Source organism: Ruegeria sp. AD2(2025) (genome assembly GCF_056542385.1).
The window spans coordinates 188,769-213,742 of sequence record NZ_JBQFZS010000003.1 but is presented as its reverse complement, the minus strand read 5'-3'; the positions used below and the strand labels follow the sequence as shown (position 1 = coordinate 213,742).

The following is a 24,974-nucleotide window of genomic DNA, read 5'->3' as shown; positions in this document are numbered from 1 at the left end:
CGTCAAGGCACATAGCTGCGCACCAGCGCGCTGGCAATCAGCGCCCAGCCATCCGCGATGACGAAGAAGGCCAGCTTGAACGGCAGCGACACCGTGGCGGGGGGTACCATCATCATCCCCATCGACATCAACACCGCCGCGACCACCAGATCGATGATCAGGAAGGGCAGGAAAATCAGAAACCCGATCTGAAACGCCCGCGCGATTTCCGACAACATGAACGAGGGCATCAGCACCGACAAAGGGGCCTCGGGTGACAATTGCATCCCTGCCCCGTCGGGGCGCAGCGCCGCCATGGCTTGAAACGTCTCGGCATCCAGACGGGCGGCCATGAAGCTGCGAAACGGCTCTAACGCACGCTCCAGCGCCGGTTCTACGTCCAGGGTTTCATTCACCATGGGCTGGATGCCGACCTCCCACGCTTGGGTAAAGACCGGTTCCATGATGAAATAGGTGAGAAACAGCGCCAGGCTGACGATCAGCATGTTGGGCGGCGATTGCTGTAACCCGATCCCTTGCCGCAGAATCGCCAGCACCGTGATCAGGAATGGAAAACAGGTGATCATGATCGCCAGCCCCGGCGCGAGGCTGAGCACGGTGATCAGCAGGATCAGTTGAATGGTCCGGGCCGAGATCGACCCGTCATCGCCCAGAGACAGCGACAAGTCCTGTGCCCCCGCGGCCGAGGGCAGCAGCAGGATCATCAGCCAAAGCGCCAGGCGCATCAGCCAATCCCGTTCTGCAGGTCCGAGATTTCGGTCAGCCGCACGGCCAGTTGCCCGGCCTGATCGCCCTCCATCTCTTCCAGCAGGCCGCGGGCGACCAGCTGGTCGCCGACATAAAGGTCCACCGGATCCTCGATCCGTTTATCCAGCGTCAGAACCGCGTTTTCACCCATGTTCAGCAAGTCCCGGATCAGGGGACGTGCGCGCCCGACCGAGACGGTTACTTCGATCGGAACAGCCTCGAACGGGTTGGATTTTTCGGGTTTGGGTTGGGAATCACTCATTTGACAAAGCCTCTCTTGCTTCAAACAGATATGCGTCGAAGGCCCCGGCGATGGCCGTCAGCAAAGCGGCGCAATCCACTTCGCGCCGGGAAATGCCGACCTGCAGCCGGGCCTGACCGGGGTTCAGCGCGGGATCTTCAATGACCTGCGGCGCCGGCGACAGGTCCCGCGGCAACAGCGCCTCGATCTGTTGCGCCGATCCGGCGGGCACCAGCAGTTGCATCGGCTGCCCGATCTGTTCGCGCGCCATTTCCGACAGCTGTTCGGTCAGCCGGGCGGCAAAGCTGCGTTCGACAACTTCGGGCAAAACGACATTGATCAGGCTCTGAAACAGGGGTTCCAGCGACAGGGTCATCCGGCCCAGCGCCTCTTGATAGGTAAACGATAGGTCGGACAGGGTGGCCGCCAGATCGGCACCCAGCTGGTCGCGCCCCTGTTCCTGCGCCTGAACCGCATCGTCCCAACCCGCGCCATAGCCCTTTTCGAACGCGGCCAGACGTTGTTCTTCCAATGCGTCCTCATCCAGCAGATGCACCGCGCCGCCGCCGGTATGGATGGCGAAATCTTCAAGGAGATGGGCAATCGACATCACACCTTCTCCTCGCTTTCTTCAAGCCAGCTGCGCAGGATCTCGACCGTTTCCTCCTGCTTGTCGCCAATCATGGCGCGCAGCCGGTCGACGGCCTCTTCCCCCGGCGCGCTGGCGATTGCCGGAACCGAGCCCTGCGATGGGTTGGCAAGCGGGGCAAAGTCAGGGGACTCCGCCGTCGCAATCTCGCCGGTCAGATAGGCCCCTTCCGCCTCGGGCGTGGCCGCAACAGGCAGCAGGGCCGGGGCGGTTGCCGCATTGGTCAGGATCGGTCGGATGACAAACAGGCCCAGCACCAGCGAGACCAGCGCCAGCACCGCCATCTGGATCAGCGACATCGCGTCCAGATGGATCTTCGACCAGATCGAGGCCGCCGCGGCCGTGCCCTGCGGCTCAACCACCGGCAAATCCAGCGATTTCAACGTGATCACATCCCCCCGGTCGGCATCAAACCCCACCGCCGAGGCCACCAGCTCCCCCAGCGCGTCCAGCTCGGGCTGCGGCATCGGCACAAATGTTTCGGTGCCATCCGCGCCAACCTCGCGCGCGCCATTAACCAGAACCGCAACGGTCAGGCGTTTGATCGCACCGGGCGCGCGGTGCACCTCCAACTCGGTCTCGGAGACCTCGTAGTTCACGCGCTCACGGGTCTGGGTCGCGTTCGAATTCGATTCGTCCCCGCCCGCGCCATCGCCATCGGGCAGGTTCGAGGCCACCGTCACATCCGCAGACTGATTGCGGGCACTGTCCGAGCGCTCCTCGATATCCGTACTGATCGCAACCCGGCCTTTTGGATCAAAGCGACGTTCGCGGATCGATTCGGTTTCGGTCACCGTATCCACACTGACCTCGACCACCGCATTGCCCGCGCCGACGCGCGCCTCGACCAGCCGCAGGACCCGGTCGCGCAGTTGGCGGGCCTTGTCATCGGCGGTATCGGCGGCTACGGCCGTTTCCTGCGCCCCGATCACGGTTCCGTTCGAATCGATCACCACGACATTTTCGGGTGCCAGCCCGCTGATCGCCGAGGCCACCAGAAACCGGATCGCCTTGGCCTGATCGCCGGTGATCTGCGCCCCTGACGGCACCAGATAAACCGAGGCCGTCGGCTCGACGCTGCGCTGAAACGGGTTGGACGCGCCGTTGGCGATATGCACCCGCGCCTGGCTGACATGCGGACTGCCGACGATGGTGCGGGCCAGTTCGCCCTCTTTCGCGCGCCAATAGGCGGCGTCGAACATCTGCGAGGTGGTGCCAAAGCCGCTGAGCGAATCCAGCAGCTCATAACCACGATTGCCGTTCGCGGGCAGCCCTTCGCTGGCCAGTGTCATGCGCAGCTCGTCCCGCTGCGCGCCGGGCACATAGATCGAGCCGCCGCGGATCTCATAGGCCACGCCGCGCTGATCCAGCGCCCGCACGATATCCCCCGCCGCGCCGCTTTCGAGCCCGGCATAGAGCAAGGTCATCGACGGTGCGGTCACAATCCGCGACATCGCAAGCACACCCAGAAACACCAGCGCCACGGCACCAGCCACGATGATTTGTTTACGCCTGTCCAAACTTCCCCAGACAGTTCCGATCTGCTGCACGCTCACCTCCGACTCACCGACATTCTGTTCGGCTCAGCCCCTGTTTGGACGATTGCCCTTAACAATCGGTTAGTCCCTGCGGGGTTATGACAGATGCAGAACGGATGGATGAGGACGTCATGACCGACGCAACTGCAGATGAAGCCGAAGTCCCTAAGAAATCAGGGAAAAAGGGCCTGATACTTGGGCTGATTCTGGCCACCGTCGGGGGCGCAGGCGGGTATTTCACAACCGCGTCCGGCCTGCTGCCCATCGGCGGGGGCGAGACGGTGAAAGAGCCAGAAGAGAAGGGCGATATGACCTCTGCCGGGGCATTGCCCGATGTCACCTTCGTCGATCTTCCGCCGGTGATCATCTCGGTCAATGCGGGCGATTCGCGGCATCTGAAATTCCACGCTCAGCTTGAGGTGAACGCAGGCTACGCTGCCGATGTCGAGAAGATGCAGCCGCGAATCATGGACGTGCTGAACAGTTATCTGCGGGCGGTCGAGCTGTCTGATCTTGAGGATTCACTGGCGCTGATGCGCATTCGCGGCCACCTGCTGCGGCGCATCGGGATCGTCACCGGCGAAGGCCGTGTGCGCGATGTTCTCGTGATGGAATTCGTACTGAACTAGGAGGCGAAGTTGGAGCTGATTGCCGATATTCTGCTGGTCGCCGGCGCGCTTGGGGCGGGGCTTTATTGCTTTGTCCTTGCCCGCAGGCTGAAGCGCTTTACCGATCTGGAAAAGGGCGTGGGCGGGGCCGTTTCGGTTCTGTCGGCGCAGGCGGATGAGTTGAAGAAATCCCTGGATACCGCGCGCGCGGCATCGGACGAGTCGGGCACGGCCCTGCAGAGCCTGACCGAACGGGCCGAGACGGTGGCCCAGCGGCTGGAGCTGATGATGGCCTCGATGCATGATGTCGTGCCGGAACCGCCGGTCGAACCCGAAGCCGCGGCCAAGGATTCTGAGGCCCTTGAGGCAGAGGTCAAAGATCAAAAGCCCAAGGACAAGGAACCGGTCGACAAAGACGAAACTCCGACCGCCGAGGCCCCAGCCGCGGCATCCGAGGCACCGGCCCCTAAACCCGAAGGGTTGATGTTCTTCCGCCATGCCCGCGCGTCGGGTGGAGCGGCATCATGAAGCGCGCACCGGTCAAAACCGGGGACGCGCGGGCGCGCAGCGGCGTACTGACCGTGATCTCTTTGCTGATGATCGGCTCTGCCGTCATTCGCATCGGGTTCGAGGCCGGGCCCGCGCTCGCGCGCGGCGCTGAACCTGCCGCCCCGCAGGACAAACCCGCCGAGACCGGCCCCCAAGCTGCAGATCTGCAGCTGGTGTTGAACGAATTATTGCGCCGCGAGGACGACCTGAACCGGCGCGAGGCCGCGATCGTGGACCGTGAACATGCCCTGAGAATCGCCGATCAGGCCATCGAGACCCGTCTGACCCTGCTGCAAGAGGCCGAGGAGTCGCTGCGCGAAACCGTAACGATTGCAGAGAAAGCCGCTGAAAACGATCTGACGCAGCTGACCGATGTCTACCAAAGCATGAAGCCCAAGGATGCCGCCGCCCTGTTCGAGACGATGGATGCGGTCTTTGCCGCTGGCTTCCTGTCGCGGATGCCGCCCGAGGCGGCAGCCAACGTGATGGCCGGGCTCAGCCCGGAGGCGGCCTATACCATCAGCGTCGTCATGGCCGGGCGCAACGCCCGCGCCCCGCAGGAGTAGCCATCATGCGCCCCACCCTTCACAACCTCGGAGATCGCTCATGATCGGGATCATTGGAATTGCTGTTATCTTTGTCATGGTGTTCGGCGGCTATCTGGCCGCGGGCGGAAAGATGGCGATCATCCTGAAATCGCTACCGTTCGAGATGATGATGATCGGCGGGGCCGCCGTCGGGGCTTTCCTGATCAGCAACGATATGGGGGGCGTCAAGCACACCGCCAAGGACATGGCCAAGGTGTTCAAGGGGCCGAAATGGAAGCCCGAGGACTATCGCGACCTGCTGTGCCTGCTGTTTTCTCTGATCCGGATCGCGCGCGCCAACCCGGTCGAGGTCGAGCAGCATATCGAAGAGCCCCAGAGCTCATCCCTGTTCTCTGCCTATCCCCGGATTCAGGCCGATAAAGAGGCGGTGGACCTGATCTGCGACACCATGCGGTCGGCGGCGATGAATTATGACGACCCGCATCAGGTCGAAGAGGTTCTGGAAAAGCGGATGGAGGCGAATTTCCATCATGCCATGCATTCCAGCCACGCCTTGCAAACCGTTGCGGATGGCCTGCCCGCGCTGGGGATCGTCGCGGCGGTTCTGGGGGTGATCAAGACCATGGGCTCGATCGATCAGCCGCCCGAGGTGCTGGGCAAGCTGATCGGCGGCGCTCTGGTCGGCACGTTTCTGGGCGTGTTCCTGGCCTATGGTCTGGTGGGCCCGTTCGCGGGCAAGCTGAAAGCGGTGGTCGAGGAAGACAACCATTTCTATCAGCTGATCAAAGAGGTGCTGGTCGCCAATCTGCACAACCACAACGCCGCCATGTGCATTGAGGTCGGGCGTCAGAACACGCCAACGCATAACCGCCCCGGGTTTTCCGAGCTGGAGGATGCGCTGAAACAGATCAAACAGGCGGCGGCATGATCCGGAGTCTGACAGCAGTTCTGCTTGTACTGGGCGCATCTGCCTCGGCGGAAACGCTGCGAGTGCGGTCGGGGGAACATGACGGGTATACGCGCCTAGTGGTGCAGGTCCCGCCGGGGACCGGCTGGACATTGGACCAGCGTCAGGGCGGCGCGCGGCTGAACGTTGCGCTGGATGATGTCACCTTTGATACCCGTTCGGTCTTTGACCGGTTGTCCGGCGACCGGTTGGCAGCGCTGGCGCAGCCCGCACCGGGGGCTCCGCTGGATCTGACATTCGGATGTGAATGCACCGCCACCGCTTTTCTGCACCGTCAGACGATGGTGGTTGTGGACATCGCGCCGGGCACATTCGTCCATCCTGACCGCCTCGCCGAAGACCTGCTGCCTACGCCCGTCCTGCCGGCGATCCCGGTCCCGGCCGATCTCCCTGCAACCGCGTTCGCGCTGCCGCTGCTGGAGTTGGACCGTCAGGGCTTCGAAGATCAGCTTCTCGCGCGCATCCTGCAGGGGGCGGACCGAGCGGTGATTGATCTTGAACTGGCCGGAGCGGGGCACAGGCCATCGGCGGGTTACGGGCCCCTGCGGATACCGCCGGACGGGGCGTCGAACCTGCGCTTGTCCTCGGTTCTCGACGATGTTCGAGGCCTGGACCAGCTTGCGTTGCCGCAGCTTGAAACCCGGCCCGCCTGTATCACAGATAGCGAGCTTGGGTTCGAAACATGGTCCGGGCCCGCGCCCATTTCCGCTCAGGTGGCGGACCTGCGAGCTGGGCTGTTTCAGGAATTCGACCGGATTGACCAACACCGAGCCCTGCGATTGGCGCGGCTTTATGCGTATCACGGGTTTGGGGCCGAAGCGCGTCAGGTTCTGGCGCTCTTGCCCCAACGCCCGGCCGAGGTGGACCGGCTTGCAGCCATCGCCTTTGCCACGGACGGGCTGCCCAACCCCGCATCCAACCCGTTCGAGGGGCAGCAGCGCTGCGACACAGCTGCCGCATTCTGGGCCGTTCTGACCGAGGGTGTGTTGCATGCCGATGCGCGGCTTGATGCGATTGAGCAGGGATTCACGCGGCTGCCTCGACATCTGAGGCGTCAGTTGGGGCCGGCTCTGTCCGATCTGCTGGTCGCGGCCAACCGGCTCGAGGCCTCTCGGCGTGTCTTGCGGGCCACCGAACGGGCACTGGACACACCGCCTGCGGACGTTACTTTGGCCAAGGCGGTCGTCGCGGCCGCAGCAGGTGATCCCGCAGCCGCCGAGGTCCTGCTGAACGAGGTTGCCGCAGACCCCGCCGCCACGATCGAAGCCCCGCTGGCACTGGCCCGTCTGGTCGAGAAACGCTGGGCAGATCGCGGTGCAATATCCCCGCGCAATCTCGACCTGGCCGCGGGTTATGCGCGAGAATTCCGTCGCTCTGAGCTGGGCCCGATGATGGCACAGACCCATGTGCTGGCGCTGGCTCTGTCGCAGGATTTCGAAGGCGCGCTGGACCGCATCGAAACGGCTGAGAGTTCCGCCGACTGGCTCAGGGCGCAGGATCAGGTTCTGCAGCTTCTGGCCGAACGGGCCAGTGACATAACTTTTTTGCGGCATGTCCTCGGTCTGCCGGGTGAGGTGCGTGACGCCGTAGCGGTCGACGCTGCAATCAAGATTGCAGACCGTCTGGCTGATCTGGGCTTTGCGGGCCATGCTCACGCGCTGGCGAACCGACTGCAGGATCAGACTCACCGTCGCGACCGGGCAAGGTTGCGCGCGCGCGCAGCGCTATTGGACCAACGCCCGAACCAGGCCTTGTTAGAGATCGCCGGGGACACGTCGCCATCGGCTCAGGATCTTCGAGCACAGGCTATGATGCGCCTATCGGATTTTGATGCGACCGCCCAGCTCTTACAGGCCATCGGCCAGACAGAGGCTGCAGATCGCCATTTCTGGCTGGCCGGGGCGAATGAGGGTGCGGCAGAGCCGGTGGGCGATTTTGGCCATCTGATCCGGATCACGGCTTCACTCGCAGGGCCGGTTGCGCGGCAGCCGGACAAACCGCTGGCAGACGCCGCCGCGTTGCTGCAGGACAGCGCGATTGCGCGGGACCAGATCGTCGACATGCTGGATATCGTCGGCGAGCCATAGCTTGGTCGGCCGCTGTAACGCTCGACTGGCAGCCCAATGTGGAGACTCACCCTGACAAGTCATCAGATTGTGACAGTTTGCGCCCGATGATGTGCCGGAGAACGCCAGACCGGCGCGGCCACTATCCGGCGGGCGGATCATATATCAGGGTGGCAAGAGTCCGGAAGCGCGTACCGGGGGTCTCCAATCCAAGGGTCGCATCGGCGATCCGGCTTGCGCGATCGGGACCCAGAACGGGGGTCGCAAAATCGATGAACTTGTCGATCACCTCTTGTCGGCTGAGCGGCAGGTCGGGACCGCCACGCGCGTTGAGGTCGCCGGAATGACAGCGCCATCCGTCCTGCGTCTCGATCTCGACATCGGCCCAGCGTCCTTCGGGAAACCGGGCCGAGTGGCGCGGGTCTTCCGAAACCTCGACCCGGGTCAAAACATCGGCGACGATAGGGTCGGCCAGGCCGGTCCCCGAGATATGTTCGACCCCGATCCGGCCATGGACGGCCTGTATCGCCACCGCAAAAGGCAGCGAATACTGCGCCTGCGAGGTCGTCTGGGGCAGGCCGGGGAAAAGACACGCCGCCTCGCGGAAGCTTTGGATGCGGATCGCTGTGATCTGGTGGTGCGACAGGTCGTGCCGCTGCATCAGCAACCGAACCCCGTCGATCGCCGCATGGGCCCAGCGGCAGATCGGGTAGGGTTTGATATATTGCTGTCCGGTCTGCCAGATATGGCCGAGGTCTGCCCAGAACTGCTGCGCCTCGGGGGCCTCGATGGTGATGGCGGGGGCTCCGGTGAAGCCGCGCTCGGCCAGAATGGCGGCCGAGAGTCCGACCAGAGCGCCCCAGCCCGACCCGTCATGCAACATTGTGGGGTTGGCGATTTCGCGCATCATCTGACTGCGCGGGCCGTGATATTCGGCAATCCCCAGCGCCTGCCTGAGCTGCGCGGGCGCATGATCCCGCAGGCGGCCAGCCATGGCCGCCACGCCGAGTGCGTTCCACGCGCCCGAGGTATGATAATCGCTGACCGTCGCATGCAGGGCGAGGCCCGCGCGGCCCGCGATCTCATACCCCGTGATCAGAGCGGCAAGGGCCTGAGGGCCGCTCAGATCCGGGAGCTGTTCGGCCAGCGCGGCTAGTGCGGGAACCACCGCGACGCCGATATGGCCCTTGACCGGGTTGAACCCGTCATGGGCATCAAGATTGTCGGTCTGCGTGGCCGTCGCATAGGCCGCCCCCGCAAGGCTGACGCGACGGCCATCGAATAACATGCGGGCGCTATATTCAGACTCTGAACTGGCATAAAGCAGCGCAGCGGTATCACAGGCGATCCGCCCGGCCTGCATCGGACCAGCAGCGATCAGAACGCCAAGCGTGTCCAGCAACAGCAGGGCAGCGGCGGAGTGTATGGCCCGGGGCATGTCCTCGGACCCGCGGTCCAGCGTGAAGGCGGCAACACGGTCGAATGTATCGGTCATCTGGCCGTCGAGGGGGACGTGCCGCGCAGGCGGATACCGGCTGGATCGAAAGGCGGCGCGGTTAGAATGCGGGCCTTGTGGGGGCGGCCCAGAATGAAGATATCGACCACGTCGCCGGGACCCGCGACATCGGGATCGGCAAAGCCCAGCGCCAGCGATTTGTCCACGGAATAGCCATAAGCGCCCGAGGTGACGCGACCGACGGGGCGGCCATCGGGGGCGAAGATCGGCTCGCCCCCGGCGGCGTCGGCGGTGTCGGCGTCGACCTCGAAGATCGACAGGACCTCTCGGGCGGGGCGGTTCTTGACCGCCAGATAGGCCTCTTTGTGCAGAAAATCCTTGTCGAGCTTGATCAGACGGTCCAGCCCCACCTCTTGCGGCCAGTATTCCTGCGAATACTCGCGCCCCCATGAGCCATAACCCTTTTCGATGCGCAGCGATCCCAGCGCGCGGCTGCCGACTGGGCCGCCATCAAACTGCTCGACAGCCCGAATTAGAGCCTGATATAAGGCGACCTGATCCCGTTCGTGACAGTAAACCTCCCATCCCAGATCGCCGGTATACGACACCCGTAGCGCAGCGCATTGTACGCCTGCGATCTCAAGCGGTTTGGCGTGCATGAACCGGGAATCTTCTGCCGCCAGCGAGGTATTGGTCAGCGATTGCAGGGCTTCACGGGATCGCGGGCCTGCGATGTTAAAGCCGCAGGTTGCGTTGGTGCGGCTTTCGAAAGTGGTGCCATCCGGCAGGGGGACCATACCGAAGAAGCGTTTGTGAAAGCGCTCTGCCATGCCCGAGCCGATGACCCAGAATTCATCGGGACCCATTCGGGTGACCGTAAAGTCCCCCGCGATGCCGCCGCGTTTGCTGATCATCGGGGTCAGGCAGGCCCGCCCGACCGCGGCTGGCATGGTGTTCGCAAACACGCGGTTCAACCAGTCCGCGGCGCCGGGGCCGCGGCAGACATATTTGGCGAAGTTCGAGATGTCGATCACGCCGACGGTTTCCCGCAGCATCCGCGCCTCGCGCCCCACCGGGTCCCACCAGTTCTGACGGGTGAAACCGGTGGTCTCAACCGCGCCGGGTTCATCGGCAAACCAGAGCGGATGCTCCCAGCCGCAGTTCAGGCCAAAGACCGCGCCCATGTCCTTTTGCATCTGATATGCGGGTCTAACACGGGCCGGACGGCCCGCGCTGCGTTCTTCGTTGGGGAAATGAATGGCAAAGCGGTGGGCATATTGATCCTGCACCCGCGCCTTGGTGAAGGCCTTGTCGGCCCAGTCGTCAAACCGCGCCAGATCCCAGGCGAACATATCGTATTGCGGCTCGCCCTCGATCATCCATTGGGCCGAGAGCAGACCAAGGCCGCCCGATTGCGAAAAGCCCGGAATGATGCCGGTGCAGCAGAAATAGTTCCGCAGTTCCGGCACCGGCCCCCAGAGCGCATTGGAATCCGGCGACCAGATCATCGGACCGTTGATCACCCGTTTGACACCCGCCGTCGCTGCAACCGGCACCCGTTCGGTGGCGCGGATGACGTTTTCCATGATCCGGTCCAGATCGTCGGGAAACAGGTCATGGGCGAAATCCAGCGGCGTGCCGTTTTCAGCCCAGAACCGCATGTCTTTCTCGTAGGCACCGATCAGCAGCCCGTTGCCTTCCTGCCGGAAGTAATACTCGCCATCGCGGTCAGCGATCGAGGGCAGACGACGGCCAAGGGCGGCAACCTCGTCGATGGCTTCGGTGACGAAATACTGATGCTCGGTCGGTTGCAGCGGCAGTTCGATCCCGGCCATCGCCGCGACTTCGCGCGCCCAGAGGCCGCCCGCGTTGACCACCCATTGCGTGTGAATATCGCCCTTTTCGGTGCGGACGACCCATGACCCGTCGGATTGCTGTTCAGTCCCTAATACAGGGCAAAACCGCTCAATCGTGGCCCCTAAGGCGCGGGCCCCTGCGGCATAGGCATGGGTCACGCCGGACGGGTCGACATTGCCGCCATCGGGTTCAAACATGATGCAGCGGATGTCGTCGAACTGCGCCAGCGGGTGCAGCGCCTTGGCCTCATCGCGGCTGATTTCATGGAAGTTCAAGCCGTAGAATCGGGCCTTGGCCTCTTGCAGGCGCAGCTGATGTTCGCGGTCCTCGGTCTGCGCCAGATAGAGCGAGCCGGGCTGGAATACGCCGCAGCCCTGCCCGGTCTCTTTCTCCAGCTCTTTGTACAGGTTCATGGTATAGTGCTGGATGCGGGTGATGTTGTTGTTGTCATGCAGCCCGTGGATGTTGGCCGCCGCGTGCCAGGTCGAGCCGCTGGTCAGCTCATCACGTTCCAGCAGAATCACATCGGTCCAGCCGAGCCGGGCCAGATGATAAAGGATCGAACAGCCGACCACGCCGCCTCCGATCACCACGGCTTGTGCATGGGTTTTCATGGCTTCGCTCTCCTCACGCAGATCATCGCCCTTTGGCAAAGTCAGCCACAGGACCGGAGCGGGGGATGCTCTGTTCCCGACGCGAAATGTCGGTAACGCACGTCAGAGCGGCGGAAATATACGCCGCGTCGGCGGATGATCGCCGCCCGGGACCCTGCGCGCGATGTCGTGAGCATCTGTGTATTGAATTGAGACCCACCGATTCTTTCATTGAGTCCAAGGCCCCAAAAACGGGTCAAACAGGTCGAAAAGCGACGGGACAGGCTGATCTGAAACGCGGAGCAATCCGCCCCGATCAGCGGAAATCTTGAAAAAGTTCCTAAAATGTTCTATATTTGTTCTGCAGAGAGTCTGACGCGGAACGGAGGTATTCGAGCCATGACCCACGCTGCCCGTCAAAGCTGGTATGACGCACCCAGCAACGATTATCACATGCTGCCTGTCACCGACCGGCAAATGCGCTATGCCCGCGCGATCGCCGAGAAATCCGCGCTGGAAATCCCGGTCGAGGCGCAGCGCGACCGCCGGTCCTTGTCGAACTGGATTTCGGCCAACAAACCGGATGATCCGTCGCCCTTTGCCAATTATCCCACCGGCAAGCAGGTGGCCTTTGCCGAGCGCATCTCGCGCAGCAAGCGCCGTCCGATCCCGGCGGAATGTTTCCGTGACAAGCAGATGATGTCGCGCTGGATTGATCAGAACAAATAGGGCGGCATCATTTGCTGTGGTTGCGCGCATAAAGCGCGACCGCGGCGGCGACGAACAGGCCCAACAGGATATAACCCGTGACCGCCTCGGCCACCGCCAGCGCGCGGCAAAGGCCGGCTGGGGACATATCGCCGTAGCCGACGGTGGTGAAGGTCACATACGAGAAATACAGGATGTCGGCCGGCCCTTTGGCCCCGATGACGCAATGATCGTTATATCCGAACGCGCCGTAGACCGCGGCGAACAGAAACGGCACCACCTGAATGAAGGACACCCCCATCAGGAACAGCAACCGGCGCGGGGATTTCACCTGGGTCATGTAGTACCATGCCTGCGACACGATCCAGATCAGCAGACCAACCGAAGCCATCGTGCCGATCGTGTCGCCCGCCGTCGCCTCGCTGAGACGCGACAGGCCGTACCACGCAAGAAAGCTGGCCAGAACAAGGCCCAGCGCGGCCAGCAGGGTCGATTTCCATTCGTCCAGCGTTCGGGGTTCGTGGGTCATGGGCGCTCCGTCAGGCTGACCTGTGCGTGATCATCCGAATTCCGGTGCGGCCTGCAAGCGGAATTCAGTCGGACCCCAGATGCGCCCCGCCCCGGGCGCGGGCCAGCTGGATCTGTTTCTGACGTTCACGAAAGCGGCGCTTATCCGCGTCAGAGGTCTGATCAATGCACTGATGGCAGGACACGCCATGTTCGTATTCCGGGCGTTTCATATCCTCGGGCAGGATCGGGCGGCGGCACCCATGGCAGAGCTTGTGCGGCCCCTCGACCAGCCCGTGCCCGACCGAGACGCGGTTGTCGAACACGAAACACTCACCCTGCCACGTGCTGTCTTCGGGCGGCATGTCTTCCAGATAGCGCAGGATGCCACCTTTCAGGTGATAGACATCCTCAACCCCCTGCCCCAGCAGGTAGTTGGTGGATTTCTCGCACCGGATGCCACCGGTACAGAACATGGCGACGCGTTTGTTGTGAAACCGGCCCTTGTTCTGTTCCCACCAGGCGGGGAAATCGCGGAAACTGGCCGTATCAGGGTCTATGGCGCCTTCGAACGTGCCGATTGCCACCTCGTAATCGTTGCGGGTGTCGATCACCACCACGTCGTCCGAGCGGATCAGGTCGTTCCAGTCCTCGGGCTCGACATAATGGCCGACGCTGGCGCGCGGATCGACATCGGGCTGGCCCATGGTGACGATCTCTTTCTTCAGCCGTACCTTCATCTTGCCAAAGGGTGGGTGATCCGACGTCGCCTCTTTCCAGTCCAGATCGGCGCAGCCCGGCAGCGCGCGGATATCGGCCAGCACCGCATCGATCCCGGCGCGGGGGCCGGCGATGGTGCCGTTGATCCCCTCGCCCGCCAGCAGCAGCGTGCCCTTGACGGACTGGGCCCGGCACAGGTCCAGCAAGGCGGGGCGCAGCGCGTCGGGGTCGGCAAAGCGCGTGAAATGATAGAGGGCAGCGATCGTATACATGGGCGCGATCTAATGCGACGGGCCGGAACTGGCAAGAGATCGCATTGACGGCCCCCGCCCCACGCCATACCGATAGGGCAACTGAAGGAGGCCCCATGTCCCACGCCCTGCTTGTCATCGATGTCCAGAACGATTTCTGCCCCGGCGGCGCGCTGGCCGTGCCCGGAGGGGACGAGATTGTGGCCCCGATCAACGCGCTGATGCAGGATTTCGACGCGGTGATCCTGACGCAAGACTGGCACCCGGCGGGGCATTCCTCGTTTGCCAGCGCCCATCCGGGCAAGGCCCCTTTCGAGATGACGCAGATGCCCTATGGCCCGCAGGTTCTGTGGCCCGATCATTGTGTTCAGGGCAGTCAGGGTGCCGCGTTCCATCCCGATCTGCGCACCGATGGCGATTTGATCATCCGCAAGGGCTTTCGCCCTGCCATCGACAGCTATTCGGCGTTTTTTGAGAATGATCAGACCACCCCGACCGGCCTGAAAGGCTATCTTCAGACGCGCGGAATCGAGCGACTGACGCTGGTCGGGCTGGCCACGGATTTCTGTGTGCATTTCTCGGCGGTGGATGCGGCGCGGCTGGGCTTTGATGTCAGCGTACGCACCGATCTGTGTCGCGCCATCGACATGGACGGATCGCTGGATGCCGCCAACGCGGCGATGCGCGCCGCTGGCGTTACGTTGGTTTAGGGCGCTGCCCCTCTTTCGGCCAGATATTTCAGGATCACGAACACGATCACCGCCAGACCCAGCGCAAACCCGATGCGCCCCGGGACCGAGCGGCGTTCGGGCGGCGCAGGTGCCGGACGCGGCGGCGGTGATGGCCGCGGCTGTTCCCGACGCAGCGCCGGCCCCGGTTTTGCCGACCGGACATGATTCAGGAACTGGTGGAAATCGAACTCACCGGCATATTCGCCCTGGACCCCCATGTTGCGGATGTTTGAAAACAGCCGTCTCAGGATCATGTTGCGATCCACCAGATCGTCCGGGGAAAAGACCCCCGGTCCGGCACTGGCGCGACCAGCGTCCAGGCTGAACCCGGATTCCAGAAAAATCCTGCGTATCTTCGGCGAGGCCGCCCGCAGCGCATCCGCGGTCTTCACATCCCGGAACAGCGCCCGCACCGGACGCCGCCCCGTCACCGCTGAATGGCCATGTTCCGGATCATGCTGATCCGGCGCAACCGCCACTATGTCAAAATCGTACTCGAGACCCATTCACTAAACTCAACCTTTACTTCCATCCCCACCCCCTCACTAAAACGTGAGGGATACTCATAATATGCCCGCAATGTGACTTGTCATGGGCATTGTTACCAATTCCGCGACTCTTGCCAATCAGCGCGTCGATTGATCTAACAACGGAAATCGCAGGAGGTCCCCATGGTCGACATCGCGACGCGGGTCTACAATCATAAATGGAAAATTGACCCGATTATCCGGTCACTTATCGATACAGACTTCTACAAACTGCTGATGTGTCAGTCAGTGTTTCGCAATAAGCCCCAAACAGACGTGGTTTTTTCGCTGATCAACCGGTCGAATCACGTGCCGTTGGCGAAATTGATCGACGAAGGCGAGCTGCGCGAGCAGTTGGATCACATCCGCTCACTCAGCCTCAGCCGGGGGGAAAGCACGTGGCTCAGGGGCAATACGTTCTATGGCAAACGGCAGATGTTCCGCCCCGATTTCATGGAATGGTTCGAGGATCTGCGCCTGCCGCCCTATCATCTGGAACGTAAGGGCGACCAGTATGAGCTAACCTTTGAAGGCAAGTGGCACGAGGTCATGCTGTGGGAAATTCCTGCGCTGGCCGTGCTGATGGAGCTGCGGTCACGTGCGGTTCTGAATGACATGCGCCGGTTCGAGCTGCAGGTGCTCTATGCCCGCGCGATGACCCGGGTGTGGGAGAAGATTGCTCAGCTGCGTTCAATCGACGGGCTGGGAATTGCGGATTTCGGCACAAGGCGGCGGCATTCATTCCTGTGGCAAGACTGGTGCGTGCAAGCGATGATCGAGGGGCTGGGCCTCGCCTTTACTGGTACCTCCAACTGCCTGATCGCCATGCGGCGCGAGGTTGAGGCCATCGGAACCAACGCGCATGAACTGCCCATGGTCTATTCCGCGCTGGCCGAAGACGACGACACGCTGGCGCAGGCCCCGTATGATGTTCTCAGCGACTGGCATGACGAACATGACGGCAATCTGCGCATCATCCTGCCTGACACATACGGCACGCAAGGTTTCCTGGACCGCGCGCCGGATTGGCTTGCGGGTTGGACCGGTATTCGCATCGACAGCGGCGATCCCGCCGCAGGGGCTGAGGTGGCGATTGACTGGTGGAACTCGCGCGGCGAGGACCCTGGGCAGAAGCGTATCATTTTCTCGGATGGGCTGGACGTCGACAAAATTCGCGAGTTGCACGCCCAGTTTGCGGGACGGGTCAATGTCTCGTTCGGTTGGGGCACGCTGCTGACCAATGACTTCCGCGGGTTGGTGCCGGATGAGGCGCTGGCCCCGTTTTCGCTGGTGTGCAAGGCGGTCTCGGCCAATGGGCGCCCGACGGTGAAGCTGTCGGACAACCCGGAAAAGGCGATGGGGCCGGCGGACCAGATCGCGCGTTACAAACGGGTGTTTGGCGTGGGCGCACAAGAGGCGATCGAAGTGATCGTCTAGCCGTGATAGGCGGCCACCGTTTTCAGTTGCGAAAAGCCATACAGCGCCTCGAAGCCTTTCTCGCGGCCATGGCCGGATTTGCCGACGCCGCCAAAGGGCAACTCAACTCCACCCCCCGCGCCATAGTTGTTGATGAACACCTGCCCCGCGTGCAACGCCTTGGCCAGCCGCATCTGCCGCGCGCCATCGCGGGTCCAGACGCTGGCCACAAGGCCATATTCGGTCGAATTGGCGATGGTTAGAGCCTGTTCTTCGATGTCAAACGGAATCAGGACCTGCACCGGGCCAAAAATCTCATCCCGCGCGAGGACGTGATCTGGCGGAACATCGGCAAACAAGGTGGGTTGCACATAGGCTCCGCTTTCGGGCGCATCTTCAACGATCTGTCCCTGCGCAGCGATGGTCAGGTCGCGGCCTTTGTCCAGAAAACCGCTGACGATCTGCCGCTGCCGATCCGAGATCAGCGGCCCCACGCGCAGATCCTGTATCGCCGGTCCAACGGTCAGTTGAGCATAGGCCTCGGCCATGCGGGATTTGACCTGCTCATAGACACCACGCTGCACCAGAATCCGGGATGAGGCTGAGCAGGTCTGGCCGGCATTCTGAATGCCCGCATTCACCAGAAACGGCAGCGCCGCGTCCAGATCGGCATCGTCAAACACCAGTTGCGGGGATTTCCCGCCCAGCTCCAGCGTCACCGGCACCACATTGCGCCCCGCCGCCTGCTGCACCAAAGCGCCCGTGGCGACCGAACCGGTGAAAGAGATATGGTTCACGCCCGGATGCCCCGATAGCGCCGCACCCGCCTCGGCCCCCAGACCGGGCACCACGTTCAGTGCACCCGCCGACAAACCGGCCTCGACCGCCAGATGGGCAAAGGCCAGCGCGGTCAGGCAGGCCTCTTCGGCGGGTTTCAGTACGCAAGCATTGCCCATCGCTAACGCGGCCCCGACTGAACGACCGATGATCTGCATCGGGTAATTCCATGGCACGATATGGCCCGTCACCCCATGCGGTTCGCGCAGGGTATAGACGGTGTAGCCCTCCAAATATGGGATCGTCTGCCCCATCACCTTGTCCGCCGCGCCGCCGTAAAACTCGCAATACCGCGCCAGTGCGACGGCATCGGCCCGCGCCTGCGTGAGCGGCTTGCCCACATCCATCGCCTCGAGCCGGGCCAGATCGTCAATCCGATCCGCCACCAGCTGCCCCAGCCGGGTCAGGATGCGCCCGCGTTCGGTCGCGGTCATGCGGCCCCAGGCTCCATCGCGGGCGGCCCGGGCGGCCTGAACGGCGGCGTCGATATCGGGGGATGTGCCGCGGGCGATGCGGCAAATTTCGGTTCCGTCCGAAGGGTCCGTCAGCGGCAAGGTCTCGCCCGAAACCGGTGCGGACCATGTGCCGCCGATCAGACATAGGCCGGGGTCAAACCAGATTTCGTCTCTCATGCGGGCTCCTGTTTAGGGTCTAATTCCGGGATTTATGCCGCTCCGATCCGGGGCAGGACCGGGGCGGCGGCGATCAGGTTTTGGGTATAGGGGTGCTGCGGGTCGGCAAAAACGGCCTCGGTCGCGCCCTGTTCGACGACCCGCCCGGCGCGCATCACCATGACGCGGTCGGTGATGGTGCGCACGACGCTCAGATCATGGCTGATGAACAGATAGGTCAGATCATAGGTGGCGCATAGCTCGGCCAGCAGGTCGAGGATCTGCGCCCGGACCGAGACATCCAGCGCCGAGACCGCCTCGTCAAACAGGATCAGTTCGGGGCGGATGATCAGAGCGCGGGCGATGGCGATGCGCTGCCGCTGCCCGCCCGAAAACTCGTGGATGTACTTGTCCGCATCATCGGGGCCAAGGCCCACGGCGGTCAGCATTTCGGCGATCCGGTCCTGCCGCTCGGACCCGGTGGGCGGGGTATCCAGCAGGTGAAACGGTTCGGTGATCAGGCGGGCGACGCGGTGGCGGGGATTGAAGCTGCCGAACGGGTCCTGAAACACCACCTGCATCTTGCGGCGCACCGCCAGATTGGGCGTGTGGCCCGAGAAAACCGGCCGACCATCCAGCAAGATCTGGCCAGCCTGCACCTCTTCCAATCCCAGAATCGCCCGTGTTAGGGTCGATTTACCACAGCCGGACTCTCCGACCAGACCCAGACGCTCGCCCTTGTTAAGGATAAAGCTGACCCCATCCACGGCGCGGTGGTGACCGGGTCGGGCGAACAGTCCGGTGCGGGGCAGACGGTATGCGCGCGTCACGTTTTCGACCTGCAGCAGCGCGCGCGGCTGCGTCGGGTCCGGCAGGGCGACCTGATGGTCCGACGCCTCGAACAGCATCCGGGTATAGGGGTGCTGCATGTGGCGCAGCAGATGGTCGGTTGCGCCGGTCTCGACCACTTCGCCGTGGCGCATCACGACGATCTGATCGGCCATATCCGCAACCACAGCCAGATCATGGGTGATCATCAGCAGGCCCATGCCGTATTCCGTCACCAGCCCCTTGAGCAAGTCAAGAATCTGCGCCTGCATGGTGACGTCCAGCGCGGTTGTCGGCTCGTCCGCGATCAGCAGGCGGGGGCGCAGGGCGATGGCCATGGCGATCACCACCCGCTGACGCTGCCCGCCCGACAGCTCGTGCGGATAGCGCGACAGGGGGAAACGGTCGGGGGGCAGACCGACGCGGCTCAGGATCTCTTGCGCGCGCTGACGCGCGGCGGGGGCGGGCATGGCCTTGTGGATCAGGATGGTCTCGGTCACTTGATCGCCAATGGTTTTGACCGGGTTCAGCGCCGTCATCGGTTCCTGAAACACCATGCCTACCGAGGCCCCACGCAGAGCGCACATCTGCGCCTCGGACGCGGTCAGCAGGTCCTGCCCGTTCAGCCGCACCGCGCCTTGTGTCTGCGCTCCGTTGGGCAGCAGCTGCATCACCGCCAGCGCGGTCATCGACTTGCCCGAGCCGCTTTCCCCCGTAACGGCAACGGTCTGACCTGGTGCGATAGACAGGCTGACCCGGTTCAGGATCGGCGCGCCGTGGATCGTCAGCGACAGGTTCTCGATCTGCAGCAAGCTCATGCGCGGGCCACCCGAATGCGGGGGTCCAGCCAGTCGCGCAGCCCGTCGCCCAGCAGGTTCAGGCCCAGCACCGTGACAATGATCGCAAACCCCGGAATCAGAGCCAAATGCGGGGCAAAACTGACCATCGTCTGCGCGTCGGCCAGCATTCGGCCCCAGCTGGGCGTAGGCGGCTGCGCGCCAAGACCGACATAGGACAAGCCAGCCTCGGCCAGTATGCCCAGCGAGAACTGGATGGTGCCCTGCACGATCAGCAGGTTGGCGACATTGGGCAGGATATGTTCTGCCGAGATCCGCGCCGCGCCCTTGCCCGCGACACGGGCGGCGAGGATGAACTCACGCTCCCACAGCGACAGCGCGGCACCTCGGGTGATGCGGGCGAAGACCGGGATGTTGAAGATGCCGATGGCGATGATGGCGTTGATCGCACCTGCCCCGAACACAGCGGTGATCAGGATGGCAATGACCAGCGAGGGGAAGGCAAAGACCAGATCGTTGCCGCGCATGATGACCTCGTCCAGCCACGATCCCTTGCGCGCCGCGGCGGTCAGGCCCAGCGGCACGCCGATGCCGATACCGATCCCCACCGCAACCAGCGCCACGGCGATAGACGTCCGTGCGCCGACCATGATCATCGAGAACATATCGCGCCCGAAATGATCCGTGCCGAACCAGTGCTGCGCATTGGGCGGCTGCAGCTTGGCGGGGATGTCCAGCGCCGCATGGTCGTAGGGCGTCCAGACAAAGGACACCAACGCCGCCAGCAGCACCAGCGACGACAGCGCCGCGCCCAGGATCAGGTTGCGGCTCATGTCCGGCCCCTCAGCCTTGGGTCGACAGCGGCATAGGCAAGATCGACGAGGAAATTCACCGTGATCACCGCAAAAACCAACAACATCACCACCGATTCCACCACGATCAGGTCACGGGCCGAGATGGCCTGAAACACCAGCCGCCCGAGACCGGGCAGGTAGAACACCTGCTCGATGATGATCGCCCCGGCCAGCAGGAAGGAAAACTGCAACCCGATGATGGTCAGCACCGGGATCAGCGCGTTTCGCACCCCATGCCGCCACAGCGCCTGACGGCGGGTCAGACCCTTGGCGCGGGCGGTGCGCATGAAATCCTCACCCAGAATGTCCAGCAGCGATGACCGCATCACCCGCGCCAGAATCGCCGCCTGCGGCAAGGCCAGCGCGATGGCGGGCAGGGTCAGGGAATGCAGGCCGGTCCACAGGCCATTGTCCCAGCCCGCGAACCCGCCGGCGTTGAACCAGCGCAGGTTGATGGCAAAGATCAACACCAGCATCATGGCGAACCAGAAATTCGGCACCGCAATGCCCAGCTGCGTGGCCCCCATCACCGCCACATCCCCCGGTTTGCCCCGGCGTGCGGCAGCATAAATCCCGGCGGGGAAGGCAATCAGCGTCGATAATGTCAGCGCATATAACGCCAGCGGCAGCGACACCCACAGCCGGTCGCCGATCATCTGCGCCACGGGCGTGCGATAGGTGTAGGAGGTGCCGAAATCGCCCACCATCATGCCCGAAACCCAGTTCAGGTAGCGCTGCGTTTTGGGCACATCCAACCCCAGCTCGGCCCGAAGCGCGGCCAGCGTGTCGGGCTGCGCATTCACCCCCAGCATGAACGAGGCCGGATCGCCGGGCGCAACCTCGATCACCGCGAAAATCACCACCGAGGCAACCGCAAGGCTGACAAACAATGATATCAGACGTTTGAGGGCGTAACGAAGCATCAAAGCCACGTTAGGGATGCGCGTCGGGCGGGTCCAGCGTTAAGACCCGCCCGATCGGGCCTATTCGCTCCAGCTGATCGCGCTCAGATCGATGGCGGCTGTGGGCGCGTTTTCCCACAGGCCCTGCACCCCGGCGCGGGCCACGCCCAGCTTGGCCAGCTGGAACAGGTAGCCGTTGACATAATCGTTCGAGATCAGCCGCTGCGCCTCGCCCAGCAGACGGGTGCGCTCGTCCGGGTCGGTGGTGGAATTCAGCGTGTCCATCAGCGCCTGAAAATCGGTGCTGTCATATTGGAAGTAATACTCGGGCCGGGCGTAGATGCCGATATCCATCGGCTCGGTATGGCTGACGATGGTCAGGCCGAACTCTTTGCCCTTGAACACCGATTCCAGCCATTGCGCCCATTCGACATTGATGATCTCGGCGGTGATGCCGACCTCGGCCAGTTGCGCGGCAATGATCTCGCCACCGCGGCGGGCGTAAGAGGGCGGCGGCAGGTGCAGCGTGGTCTCGAACCCGTCGGCGAACCCGGCCTCGGCCAGCAGCGCGCGGGCCTTGTCAGGGTCATAGGCGGATTGGCCGGTCAGATCGACATAGGCCGGGTTATGCGGTGCGAAATGCGTGCCGATGGGGGTGCCATAGCCGAACATCGCACCATCGACGATGGCCTGCCGGTCAATTGCGTGGGCCAGCGCTTGCCGCACGCGGATATCGTCGAACGGGGCCTGTTTGTTGTTGGTGGACAGGATCGTCTCGCCTTCGGTCGAGCCGACAAGCACCTGAAAACGCGGATCGGCCTCGAACTGGGGCAGGTTTTCGGGGGCGGGGAAATTGTCAAAGACATCCACATCCTCGGCCATCATGGCGGCAAAGGCCGCTGTCGGGTCCGAGATGAATTTGAACGTCGCAGTCTCTAAACTGGGCTGATCGCCCCAATAGTCGGGATTACGGTTCAGGGTGATGCTGTCGCCTTGCACCCAGTCGCCAAAGGTATAGGCCCCGGTGCCGACCGGGTTGGTCTTGATATTCTCGATGCTTTCGGGCGCGACGATCACCGCATCGCCCCAGGCCAGGTTGAACAGGAAATTGCCGTTGGGTTCCGCCAGCGTGACCTTGACGGTCAGCGGGTCCACGACCTCGACGCTTTCGATCCCGGCAAACAGCGCCTTTTGCGCGTTGGCGCTGTCCTCGGCGCGGGCGCGGTCGAGGCTGAACTTGACGTCCTCAGCATCCATGGTGCTGCCGTCGTGGAAGGTGACACCATCCTGCAACGTGAAGGTATAGACCTTGCCATCGTCCGAGATTTCCCAGCTTTCGGCCAGCGCGGGCACCACCGACCCGTCGCCCATGAAACGGGTCAGGCCCTCGAAGATGTTGGTGTAGACCACCGAATCAATCGCCTGCGCGGCGGCGCTGGTGGGATCCAGATGCGGCGGTTCAAGCTGCATGGCGATGGTGATGTCGGATTTGGCCAGCGCCGGGCCGCCGATCAGGCCCGCAACGACCGCCAGAACCGGCGCAAAGGACCGAAACGTCTGCTGTGTCATGTAAATCTCTCCCCGCTGATGATGCGTGGCCCGTTGTTTTTTGGGCCATTCGGGGACCAATGTCCCTTTAAACCCAAGGTCAATCAAGGAAATGTTCGCGCAACCGGGGTTTCTCAGACCGGTTTCGATCTGTTATGCCGCGCTGCAACATGACCCCCGCAAGGACCAAGCATGAGCGCCACAGCCCACAAAACAGCCCCCAACGCCCAGGACATCCGCGCCCGCAAAGGCGGTGCTCCGCTGGTTTCGCTGACCGCCTATACCACGCCGATGGCCCGGCTGATGGACGCCCATTGCGACTTTGTTCTGGTCGGGGACAGCGTCGGCATGGTGCTGCACGGGCTGACCTCGACGCTGGGCGTGACGATGGAGATGATGATCCTGCACGGTCAGGCCGTCGCCCGGGGGTTGGAGCGTGCGATGATGGTCATCGACATGCCCTTCGCCAGCTATGAACACGACAAGGCGCAGGCCTTCCGCAACGCCGCCCGGCTGATGTCGGAAACCGGCGCAGGCGCGGTCAAGCTGGAAGGCGGCGTTGAAATGGCCGAGACCATCCGCTTTTTGGTCAATCGCGGCATCCCGGTGATGGCGCATATCGGGCTGACCCCGCAATCGGTGAACACGCTGGGTGGCTACAAGGTGCAGGGCCGCGATGAACAAGCCGAGACCGTGCTGTCCGACGCCCGCGCGGCGGCCGATGCGGGTGCATTTTCGGTCGTGTTAGAGAAGGTTCCGCAAGGCTTGGCGGACCGGATCACGCGTGAGGTTTCGATCCCAACCATCGGTATCGGTGCATCGGCAGGATGCGACGGTCAGATTCTGGTGGTGGATGACATGCTGGGCTTTTTCACCGCGTTCAAACCGAAATTCGTCAAGCGATACGCCGATCTCGGGTCGCAGGCCGAAGCAGCCATCGCGGAATACGCCGCCGAGGTCCGTGCCCGCAGCTTCCCGGCTGATGAGCATGTTTTTGCAGATCAGGCCCCTGCCAAAGGCAATAAATCATGAGCGCGCCGATCCTGCGCGCGCTGACTGGTCTGCGCGCGCTGACCCGCACATGGCGTCACGACGGAGAGACCATCGGCGTGGTCCCGACCATGGGGGCCCTGCATCAGGGGCACCTGTCGCTGGTTGAGGCCGCCAAGGCAGGCGCGGATCGGGTCATCGTCACGATCTTTGTGAACCCCAAGCAGTTCAACAACCCCGAAGATCTGGCCAATTACCCTCGCACCGAACATGAAGATGCCGAAAAGCTGGCCTCCTATCAGGTCGATGCGATCTATGTTCCTGACCCGGATGAGATCTACCCGCAGGGCTTTGCCACCACCGTCTCGGTCGCCGGGCTGACCGACGTGATGGAGGGCGAATTCCGCCCCGGCCATTTCGACGGCGTGGCCACGGTGGTGGCCAAGCTGTTCCTGCAGACGCAGGCAGATCGAGCCTATTTCGGAGAAAAAGACTATCAACAGCTGATGGTCGTGCGGCGCATGGCGCGTGATCTGGACATTCCCATCGAGGTGATCGGCTGTCCCACGGTGCGCGAACCTTCGGGGCTGGCGATGTCGTCGCGCAACCAGAGGCTCTCGGTCGAGGGGTTGCGGATTGCCGCCGAAAAGCACCGCATCATGCGCGCGCTGGCCGACACTCTGCCAAATGGGGCCGGTTTTGATGCGCCGGCCGCACAGGCGCGCATCGATCTGCTGGCCGCCGGTTTCACGGATGTGGAATACATCCAGCTGCGCTGCGCCAACACGTTAGAGCCACTGAGCCATGCAGACCGCCCCGCGCGGCTATTCGTGGCGGCCTGGGCTGACGGGGTCCGACTGATCGACAACATTCCGGCCTGAACACTCTGGCCCCGGCGGCGCTGTTTGCGCTAAAGTCCTGCAAAGCC

Annotated in this window: 24 protein-coding genes; 10 read left to right on the top strand and 14 right to left on the bottom strand. The window is 63.2% G+C overall.

The annotated features are described in order from the left end of the window. Positions 1 to 2: 2 nt before the first annotated feature. Genes fliP through fliF form a run of 4 tightly spaced genes read right to left on the bottom strand, consistent with a single transcriptional unit; the run spans position 3 to position 3,187 of the window. Positions 3 to 725 carry a flagellar type III secretion system pore protein FliP gene (gene fliP, locus ACR1XV_RS08465; protein ID WP_480530223.1) on the bottom strand — a complete coding sequence of 241 codons (723 nt, stop codon included), beginning with the start codon at positions 723 to 725 and terminating at the stop codon, positions 3 to 5. Beyond that, positions 725 to 1,009, bottom strand: coding sequence for a FliM/FliN family flagellar motor switch protein (locus ACR1XV_RS08460; RefSeq protein ID WP_480530221.1), 285 nt, complete (start codon positions 1,007 to 1,009; stop codon positions 725 to 727). The genes fliP and ACR1XV_RS08460 overlap by 1 nt, the downstream gene beginning before the upstream one ends. Beyond that, positions 1,002 to 1,598, bottom strand: coding sequence for a FliH/SctL family protein (locus ACR1XV_RS08455; RefSeq protein WP_480530219.1), 597 nt, complete (start codon positions 1,596 to 1,598; stop codon positions 1,002 to 1,004). Before ACR1XV_RS08455 ends, ACR1XV_RS08460 begins: the two co-directional genes overlap by 8 nt. Then, positions 1,598 to 3,187 (bottom strand): flagellar basal-body MS-ring/collar protein FliF, encoded by a 1,590-nt coding sequence (fliF, locus tag ACR1XV_RS08450; protein ID WP_480530217.1) that lies wholly within the window; start codon positions 3,185 to 3,187, stop codon positions 1,598 to 1,600. Before fliF ends, ACR1XV_RS08455 begins: the two co-directional genes overlap by 1 nt. Before the next feature lie 119 nt (positions 3,188 to 3,306). Here fliF and ACR1XV_RS08445 point away from each other — a divergent pair, with 119 nt between their 5' ends. The 5 genes from ACR1XV_RS08445 to ACR1XV_RS08425 are packed head-to-tail and all read left to right on the top strand — an operon-like array spanning position 3,307 to position 7,934. Beyond that, on the top strand, positions 3,307 to 3,804 hold the full coding sequence (locus tag ACR1XV_RS08445; RefSeq protein WP_480530215.1) for a flagellar basal body-associated FliL family protein: 498 nt from the start codon (positions 3,307 to 3,309) through the stop codon (positions 3,802 to 3,804). A gap of 9 nt (positions 3,805 to 3,813) precedes the next feature. Next, on the top strand, positions 3,814 to 4,311 hold the full coding sequence (locus ACR1XV_RS08440) for a DUF6468 domain-containing protein (protein ID WP_480530213.1): 498 nt from the start codon (positions 3,814 to 3,816) through the stop codon (positions 4,309 to 4,311). After that, positions 4,308 to 4,898, top strand: coding sequence for a MotE family protein (locus tag ACR1XV_RS08435; RefSeq protein ID WP_480530211.1), 591 nt, complete (start codon positions 4,308 to 4,310; stop codon positions 4,896 to 4,898). Before ACR1XV_RS08440 ends, ACR1XV_RS08435 begins: the two co-directional genes overlap by 4 nt. 40 nt (positions 4,899 to 4,938) lie before the next feature. Continuing rightward, positions 4,939 to 5,808, top strand: a complete 870-nt coding sequence (gene motA / locus ACR1XV_RS08430) for a flagellar motor stator protein MotA (RefSeq protein WP_480530209.1) — start codon at positions 4,939 to 4,941, stop codon at positions 5,806 to 5,808. Continuing rightward, entirely contained in the window at positions 5,805 to 7,934 is a 2,130-nt protein-coding gene (locus ACR1XV_RS08425; RefSeq protein ID WP_480530207.1) for a hypothetical protein, read from the top strand. Before motA ends, ACR1XV_RS08425 begins: the two co-directional genes overlap by 4 nt. 121 nt (positions 7,935 to 8,055) lie before the next feature. Here ACR1XV_RS08425 and ACR1XV_RS08420 read toward each other — a convergent pair whose 3' ends face one another. Together ACR1XV_RS08420 and ACR1XV_RS08415 are read right to left on the bottom strand one after the other, a co-directional pair. Then, entirely contained in the window at positions 8,056 to 9,408 is a 1,353-nt protein-coding gene (locus ACR1XV_RS08420; protein ID WP_480530205.1) for an MmgE/PrpD family protein, read from the bottom strand. Continuing rightward, positions 9,405 to 11,840, bottom strand: a complete 2,436-nt coding sequence (locus tag ACR1XV_RS08415) for a GcvT family protein (protein ID WP_480530203.1) — start codon at positions 11,838 to 11,840, stop codon at positions 9,405 to 9,407. Before ACR1XV_RS08415 ends, ACR1XV_RS08420 begins: the two co-directional genes overlap by 4 nt. 378 nt (positions 11,841 to 12,218) lie before the next feature. On the opposite strand from ACR1XV_RS08415, the gene ACR1XV_RS08410 reads away from it, so the two are divergent. Next, positions 12,219 to 12,548, top strand: a complete 330-nt coding sequence (locus ACR1XV_RS08410; protein ID WP_480530201.1) for a hypothetical protein — start codon at positions 12,219 to 12,221, stop codon at positions 12,546 to 12,548. 7 nt (positions 12,549 to 12,555) lie between these two features. Here the strand turns inward: ACR1XV_RS08410 and ACR1XV_RS08405 are convergent, their stop codons facing one another. Both ACR1XV_RS08405 and trhO read right to left on the bottom strand, forming a co-directional pair. Beyond that, complete coding sequence (locus tag ACR1XV_RS08405) at positions 12,556 to 13,056, bottom strand: potassium channel family protein (protein ID WP_480530199.1); 501 nt, start codon at positions 13,054 to 13,056, stop codon at positions 12,556 to 12,558. Positions 13,057 to 13,120: 64 nt separating this feature from the next. After that, positions 13,121 to 14,026 (bottom strand): oxygen-dependent tRNA uridine(34) hydroxylase TrhO, encoded by a 906-nt coding sequence (trhO, locus tag ACR1XV_RS08400; protein WP_480530197.1) that lies wholly within the window; start codon positions 14,024 to 14,026, stop codon positions 13,121 to 13,123. 95 nt (positions 14,027 to 14,121) lie between these two features. On the opposite strand from trhO, the gene pncA reads away from it, so the two are divergent. Then, positions 14,122 to 14,715, top strand: a complete 594-nt coding sequence (gene pncA / locus ACR1XV_RS08395) for a bifunctional nicotinamidase/pyrazinamidase (RefSeq protein ID WP_480530195.1) — start codon at positions 14,122 to 14,124, stop codon at positions 14,713 to 14,715. Here the strand turns inward: pncA and ACR1XV_RS08390 are convergent. After that, entirely contained in the window at positions 14,712 to 15,242 is a 531-nt protein-coding gene (locus ACR1XV_RS08390; RefSeq protein WP_480530193.1) for a hypothetical protein, read from the bottom strand. The two genes, pncA and ACR1XV_RS08390, sit on opposite strands and share 4 nt — an antisense overlap. A gap of 165 nt (positions 15,243 to 15,407) precedes the next feature. Between ACR1XV_RS08390 and pncB the strand changes: the two genes are divergently transcribed. Next, positions 15,408 to 16,700, top strand: a complete 1,293-nt coding sequence (gene pncB / locus ACR1XV_RS08385) for a nicotinate phosphoribosyltransferase (protein WP_480530191.1) — start codon at positions 15,408 to 15,410, stop codon at positions 16,698 to 16,700. Here the strand turns inward: pncB and ACR1XV_RS08380 are convergent. Genes ACR1XV_RS08380 through ACR1XV_RS08360 form a run of 5 tightly spaced genes read right to left on the bottom strand, consistent with a single transcriptional unit; the run spans position 16,697 to position 23,077 of the window. Beyond that, complete coding sequence (locus ACR1XV_RS08380) at positions 16,697 to 18,148, bottom strand: aldehyde dehydrogenase family protein (RefSeq protein WP_480530190.1); 1,452 nt, start codon at positions 18,146 to 18,148, stop codon at positions 16,697 to 16,699. The genes pncB and ACR1XV_RS08380 overlap by 4 nt on opposite strands. A gap of 32 nt (positions 18,149 to 18,180) precedes the next feature. Beyond that, positions 18,181 to 19,773 carry an ABC transporter ATP-binding protein gene (locus tag ACR1XV_RS08375; protein WP_480530188.1) on the bottom strand — a complete coding sequence of 531 codons (1,593 nt, stop codon included), beginning with the start codon at positions 19,771 to 19,773 and terminating at the stop codon, positions 18,181 to 18,183. Continuing rightward, positions 19,770 to 20,585, bottom strand: coding sequence for an ABC transporter permease (locus ACR1XV_RS08370; RefSeq protein ID WP_480530186.1), 816 nt, complete (start codon positions 20,583 to 20,585; stop codon positions 19,770 to 19,772). The genes ACR1XV_RS08375 and ACR1XV_RS08370 overlap by 4 nt, the downstream gene beginning before the upstream one ends. After that, entirely contained in the window at positions 20,582 to 21,529 is a 948-nt protein-coding gene (locus ACR1XV_RS08365) for an ABC transporter permease (RefSeq protein ID WP_480530184.1), read from the bottom strand. The genes ACR1XV_RS08370 and ACR1XV_RS08365 overlap by 4 nt, the downstream gene beginning before the upstream one ends. A gap of 60 nt (positions 21,530 to 21,589) precedes the next feature. Further along, positions 21,590 to 23,077, bottom strand: coding sequence for an ABC transporter substrate-binding protein (locus tag ACR1XV_RS08360; protein WP_480530182.1), 1,488 nt, complete (start codon positions 23,075 to 23,077; stop codon positions 21,590 to 21,592). Positions 23,078 to 23,248: 171 nt separating this feature from the next. Between ACR1XV_RS08360 and panB the strand changes: the two genes are divergently transcribed. Both panB and panC read left to right on the top strand, forming a co-directional pair. Then, complete coding sequence (gene panB / locus ACR1XV_RS08355) at positions 23,249 to 24,088, top strand: 3-methyl-2-oxobutanoate hydroxymethyltransferase (protein WP_480530180.1); 840 nt, start codon at positions 23,249 to 23,251, stop codon at positions 24,086 to 24,088. Beyond that, a complete protein-coding gene (panC, locus tag ACR1XV_RS08350; RefSeq protein WP_480530178.1) occupies positions 24,085 to 24,927 on the top strand; it encodes a pantoate--beta-alanine ligase in 843 nt (280 codons plus the stop codon). The genes panB and panC overlap by 4 nt, the downstream gene beginning before the upstream one ends. The last annotated feature ends 47 nt before the right edge of the window (positions 24,928 to 24,974 follow it).

Excerpts from the sequence above, each read along its gene's own strand:
- fliP (WP_480530223.1), bottom strand. The coding sequence starts at position 725 with ATGCGCCTGGCGCTTTGGCTGATGATCCTGCTGCTGCCCTCGGCCGCG.
- ACR1XV_RS08460 (WP_480530221.1), bottom strand. The coding sequence starts at position 1,009 with ATGAGTGATTCCCAACCCAAACCCGAAAAATCCAACCCGTTCGAGGCT.
- ACR1XV_RS08455 (WP_480530219.1), bottom strand. The coding sequence starts at position 1,598 with ATGTCGATTGCCCATCTCCTTGAAGATTTCGCCATCCATACCGGCGGC.
- ACR1XV_RS08445 (WP_480530215.1), top strand. The coding sequence starts at position 3,307 with ATGACCGACGCAACTGCAGATGAAGCCGAAGTCCCTAAGAAATCAGGG.
- ACR1XV_RS08435 (WP_480530211.1), top strand. The coding sequence starts at position 4,308 with ATGAAGCGCGCACCGGTCAAAACCGGGGACGCGCGGGCGCGCAGCGGC.
- motA (WP_480530209.1), top strand. The coding sequence starts at position 4,939 with ATGATCGGGATCATTGGAATTGCTGTTATCTTTGTCATGGTGTTCGGC.
- ACR1XV_RS08425 (WP_480530207.1), top strand. The coding sequence starts at position 5,805 with ATGATCCGGAGTCTGACAGCAGTTCTGCTTGTACTGGGCGCATCTGCC.
- ACR1XV_RS08420 (WP_480530205.1), bottom strand. The coding sequence starts at position 9,408 with ATGACCGATACATTCGACCGTGTTGCCGCCTTCACGCTGGACCGCGGG.
- ACR1XV_RS08415 (WP_480530203.1), bottom strand. The coding sequence starts at position 11,840 with ATGAAAACCCATGCACAAGCCGTGGTGATCGGAGGCGGCGTGGTCGGC.
- ACR1XV_RS08410 (WP_480530201.1), top strand. The coding sequence starts at position 12,219 with ATGACCCACGCTGCCCGTCAAAGCTGGTATGACGCACCCAGCAACGAT.
- ACR1XV_RS08405 (WP_480530199.1), bottom strand. The coding sequence starts at position 13,056 with ATGACCCACGAACCCCGAACGCTGGACGAATGGAAATCGACCCTGCTG.
- trhO (WP_480530197.1), bottom strand. The coding sequence starts at position 14,026 with ATGTATACGATCGCTGCCCTCTATCATTTCACGCGCTTTGCCGACCCC.
- pncA (WP_480530195.1), top strand. The coding sequence starts at position 14,122 with ATGTCCCACGCCCTGCTTGTCATCGATGTCCAGAACGATTTCTGCCCC.
- ACR1XV_RS08390 (WP_480530193.1), bottom strand. The coding sequence starts at position 15,242 with ATGGGTCTCGAGTACGATTTTGACATAGTGGCGGTTGCGCCGGATCAG.
- pncB (WP_480530191.1), top strand. The coding sequence starts at position 15,408 with ATGGTCGACATCGCGACGCGGGTCTACAATCATAAATGGAAAATTGAC.
- ACR1XV_RS08380 (WP_480530190.1), bottom strand. The coding sequence starts at position 18,148 with ATGAGAGACGAAATCTGGTTTGACCCCGGCCTATGTCTGATCGGCGGC.
- ACR1XV_RS08375 (WP_480530188.1), bottom strand. The coding sequence starts at position 19,773 with ATGAGCTTGCTGCAGATCGAGAACCTGTCGCTGACGATCCACGGCGCG.
- ACR1XV_RS08370 (WP_480530186.1), bottom strand. The coding sequence starts at position 20,585 with ATGAGCCGCAACCTGATCCTGGGCGCGGCGCTGTCGTCGCTGGTGCTG.
- ACR1XV_RS08365 (WP_480530184.1), bottom strand. The coding sequence starts at position 21,529 with ATGCTTCGTTACGCCCTCAAACGTCTGATATCATTGTTTGTCAGCCTT.
- ACR1XV_RS08360 (WP_480530182.1), bottom strand. The coding sequence starts at position 23,077 with ATGACACAGCAGACGTTTCGGTCCTTTGCGCCGGTTCTGGCGGTCGTT.
- panB (WP_480530180.1), top strand. The coding sequence starts at position 23,249 with ATGAGCGCCACAGCCCACAAAACAGCCCCCAACGCCCAGGACATCCGC.
- panC (WP_480530178.1), top strand. The coding sequence starts at position 24,085 with ATGAGCGCGCCGATCCTGCGCGCGCTGACTGGTCTGCGCGCGCTGACC.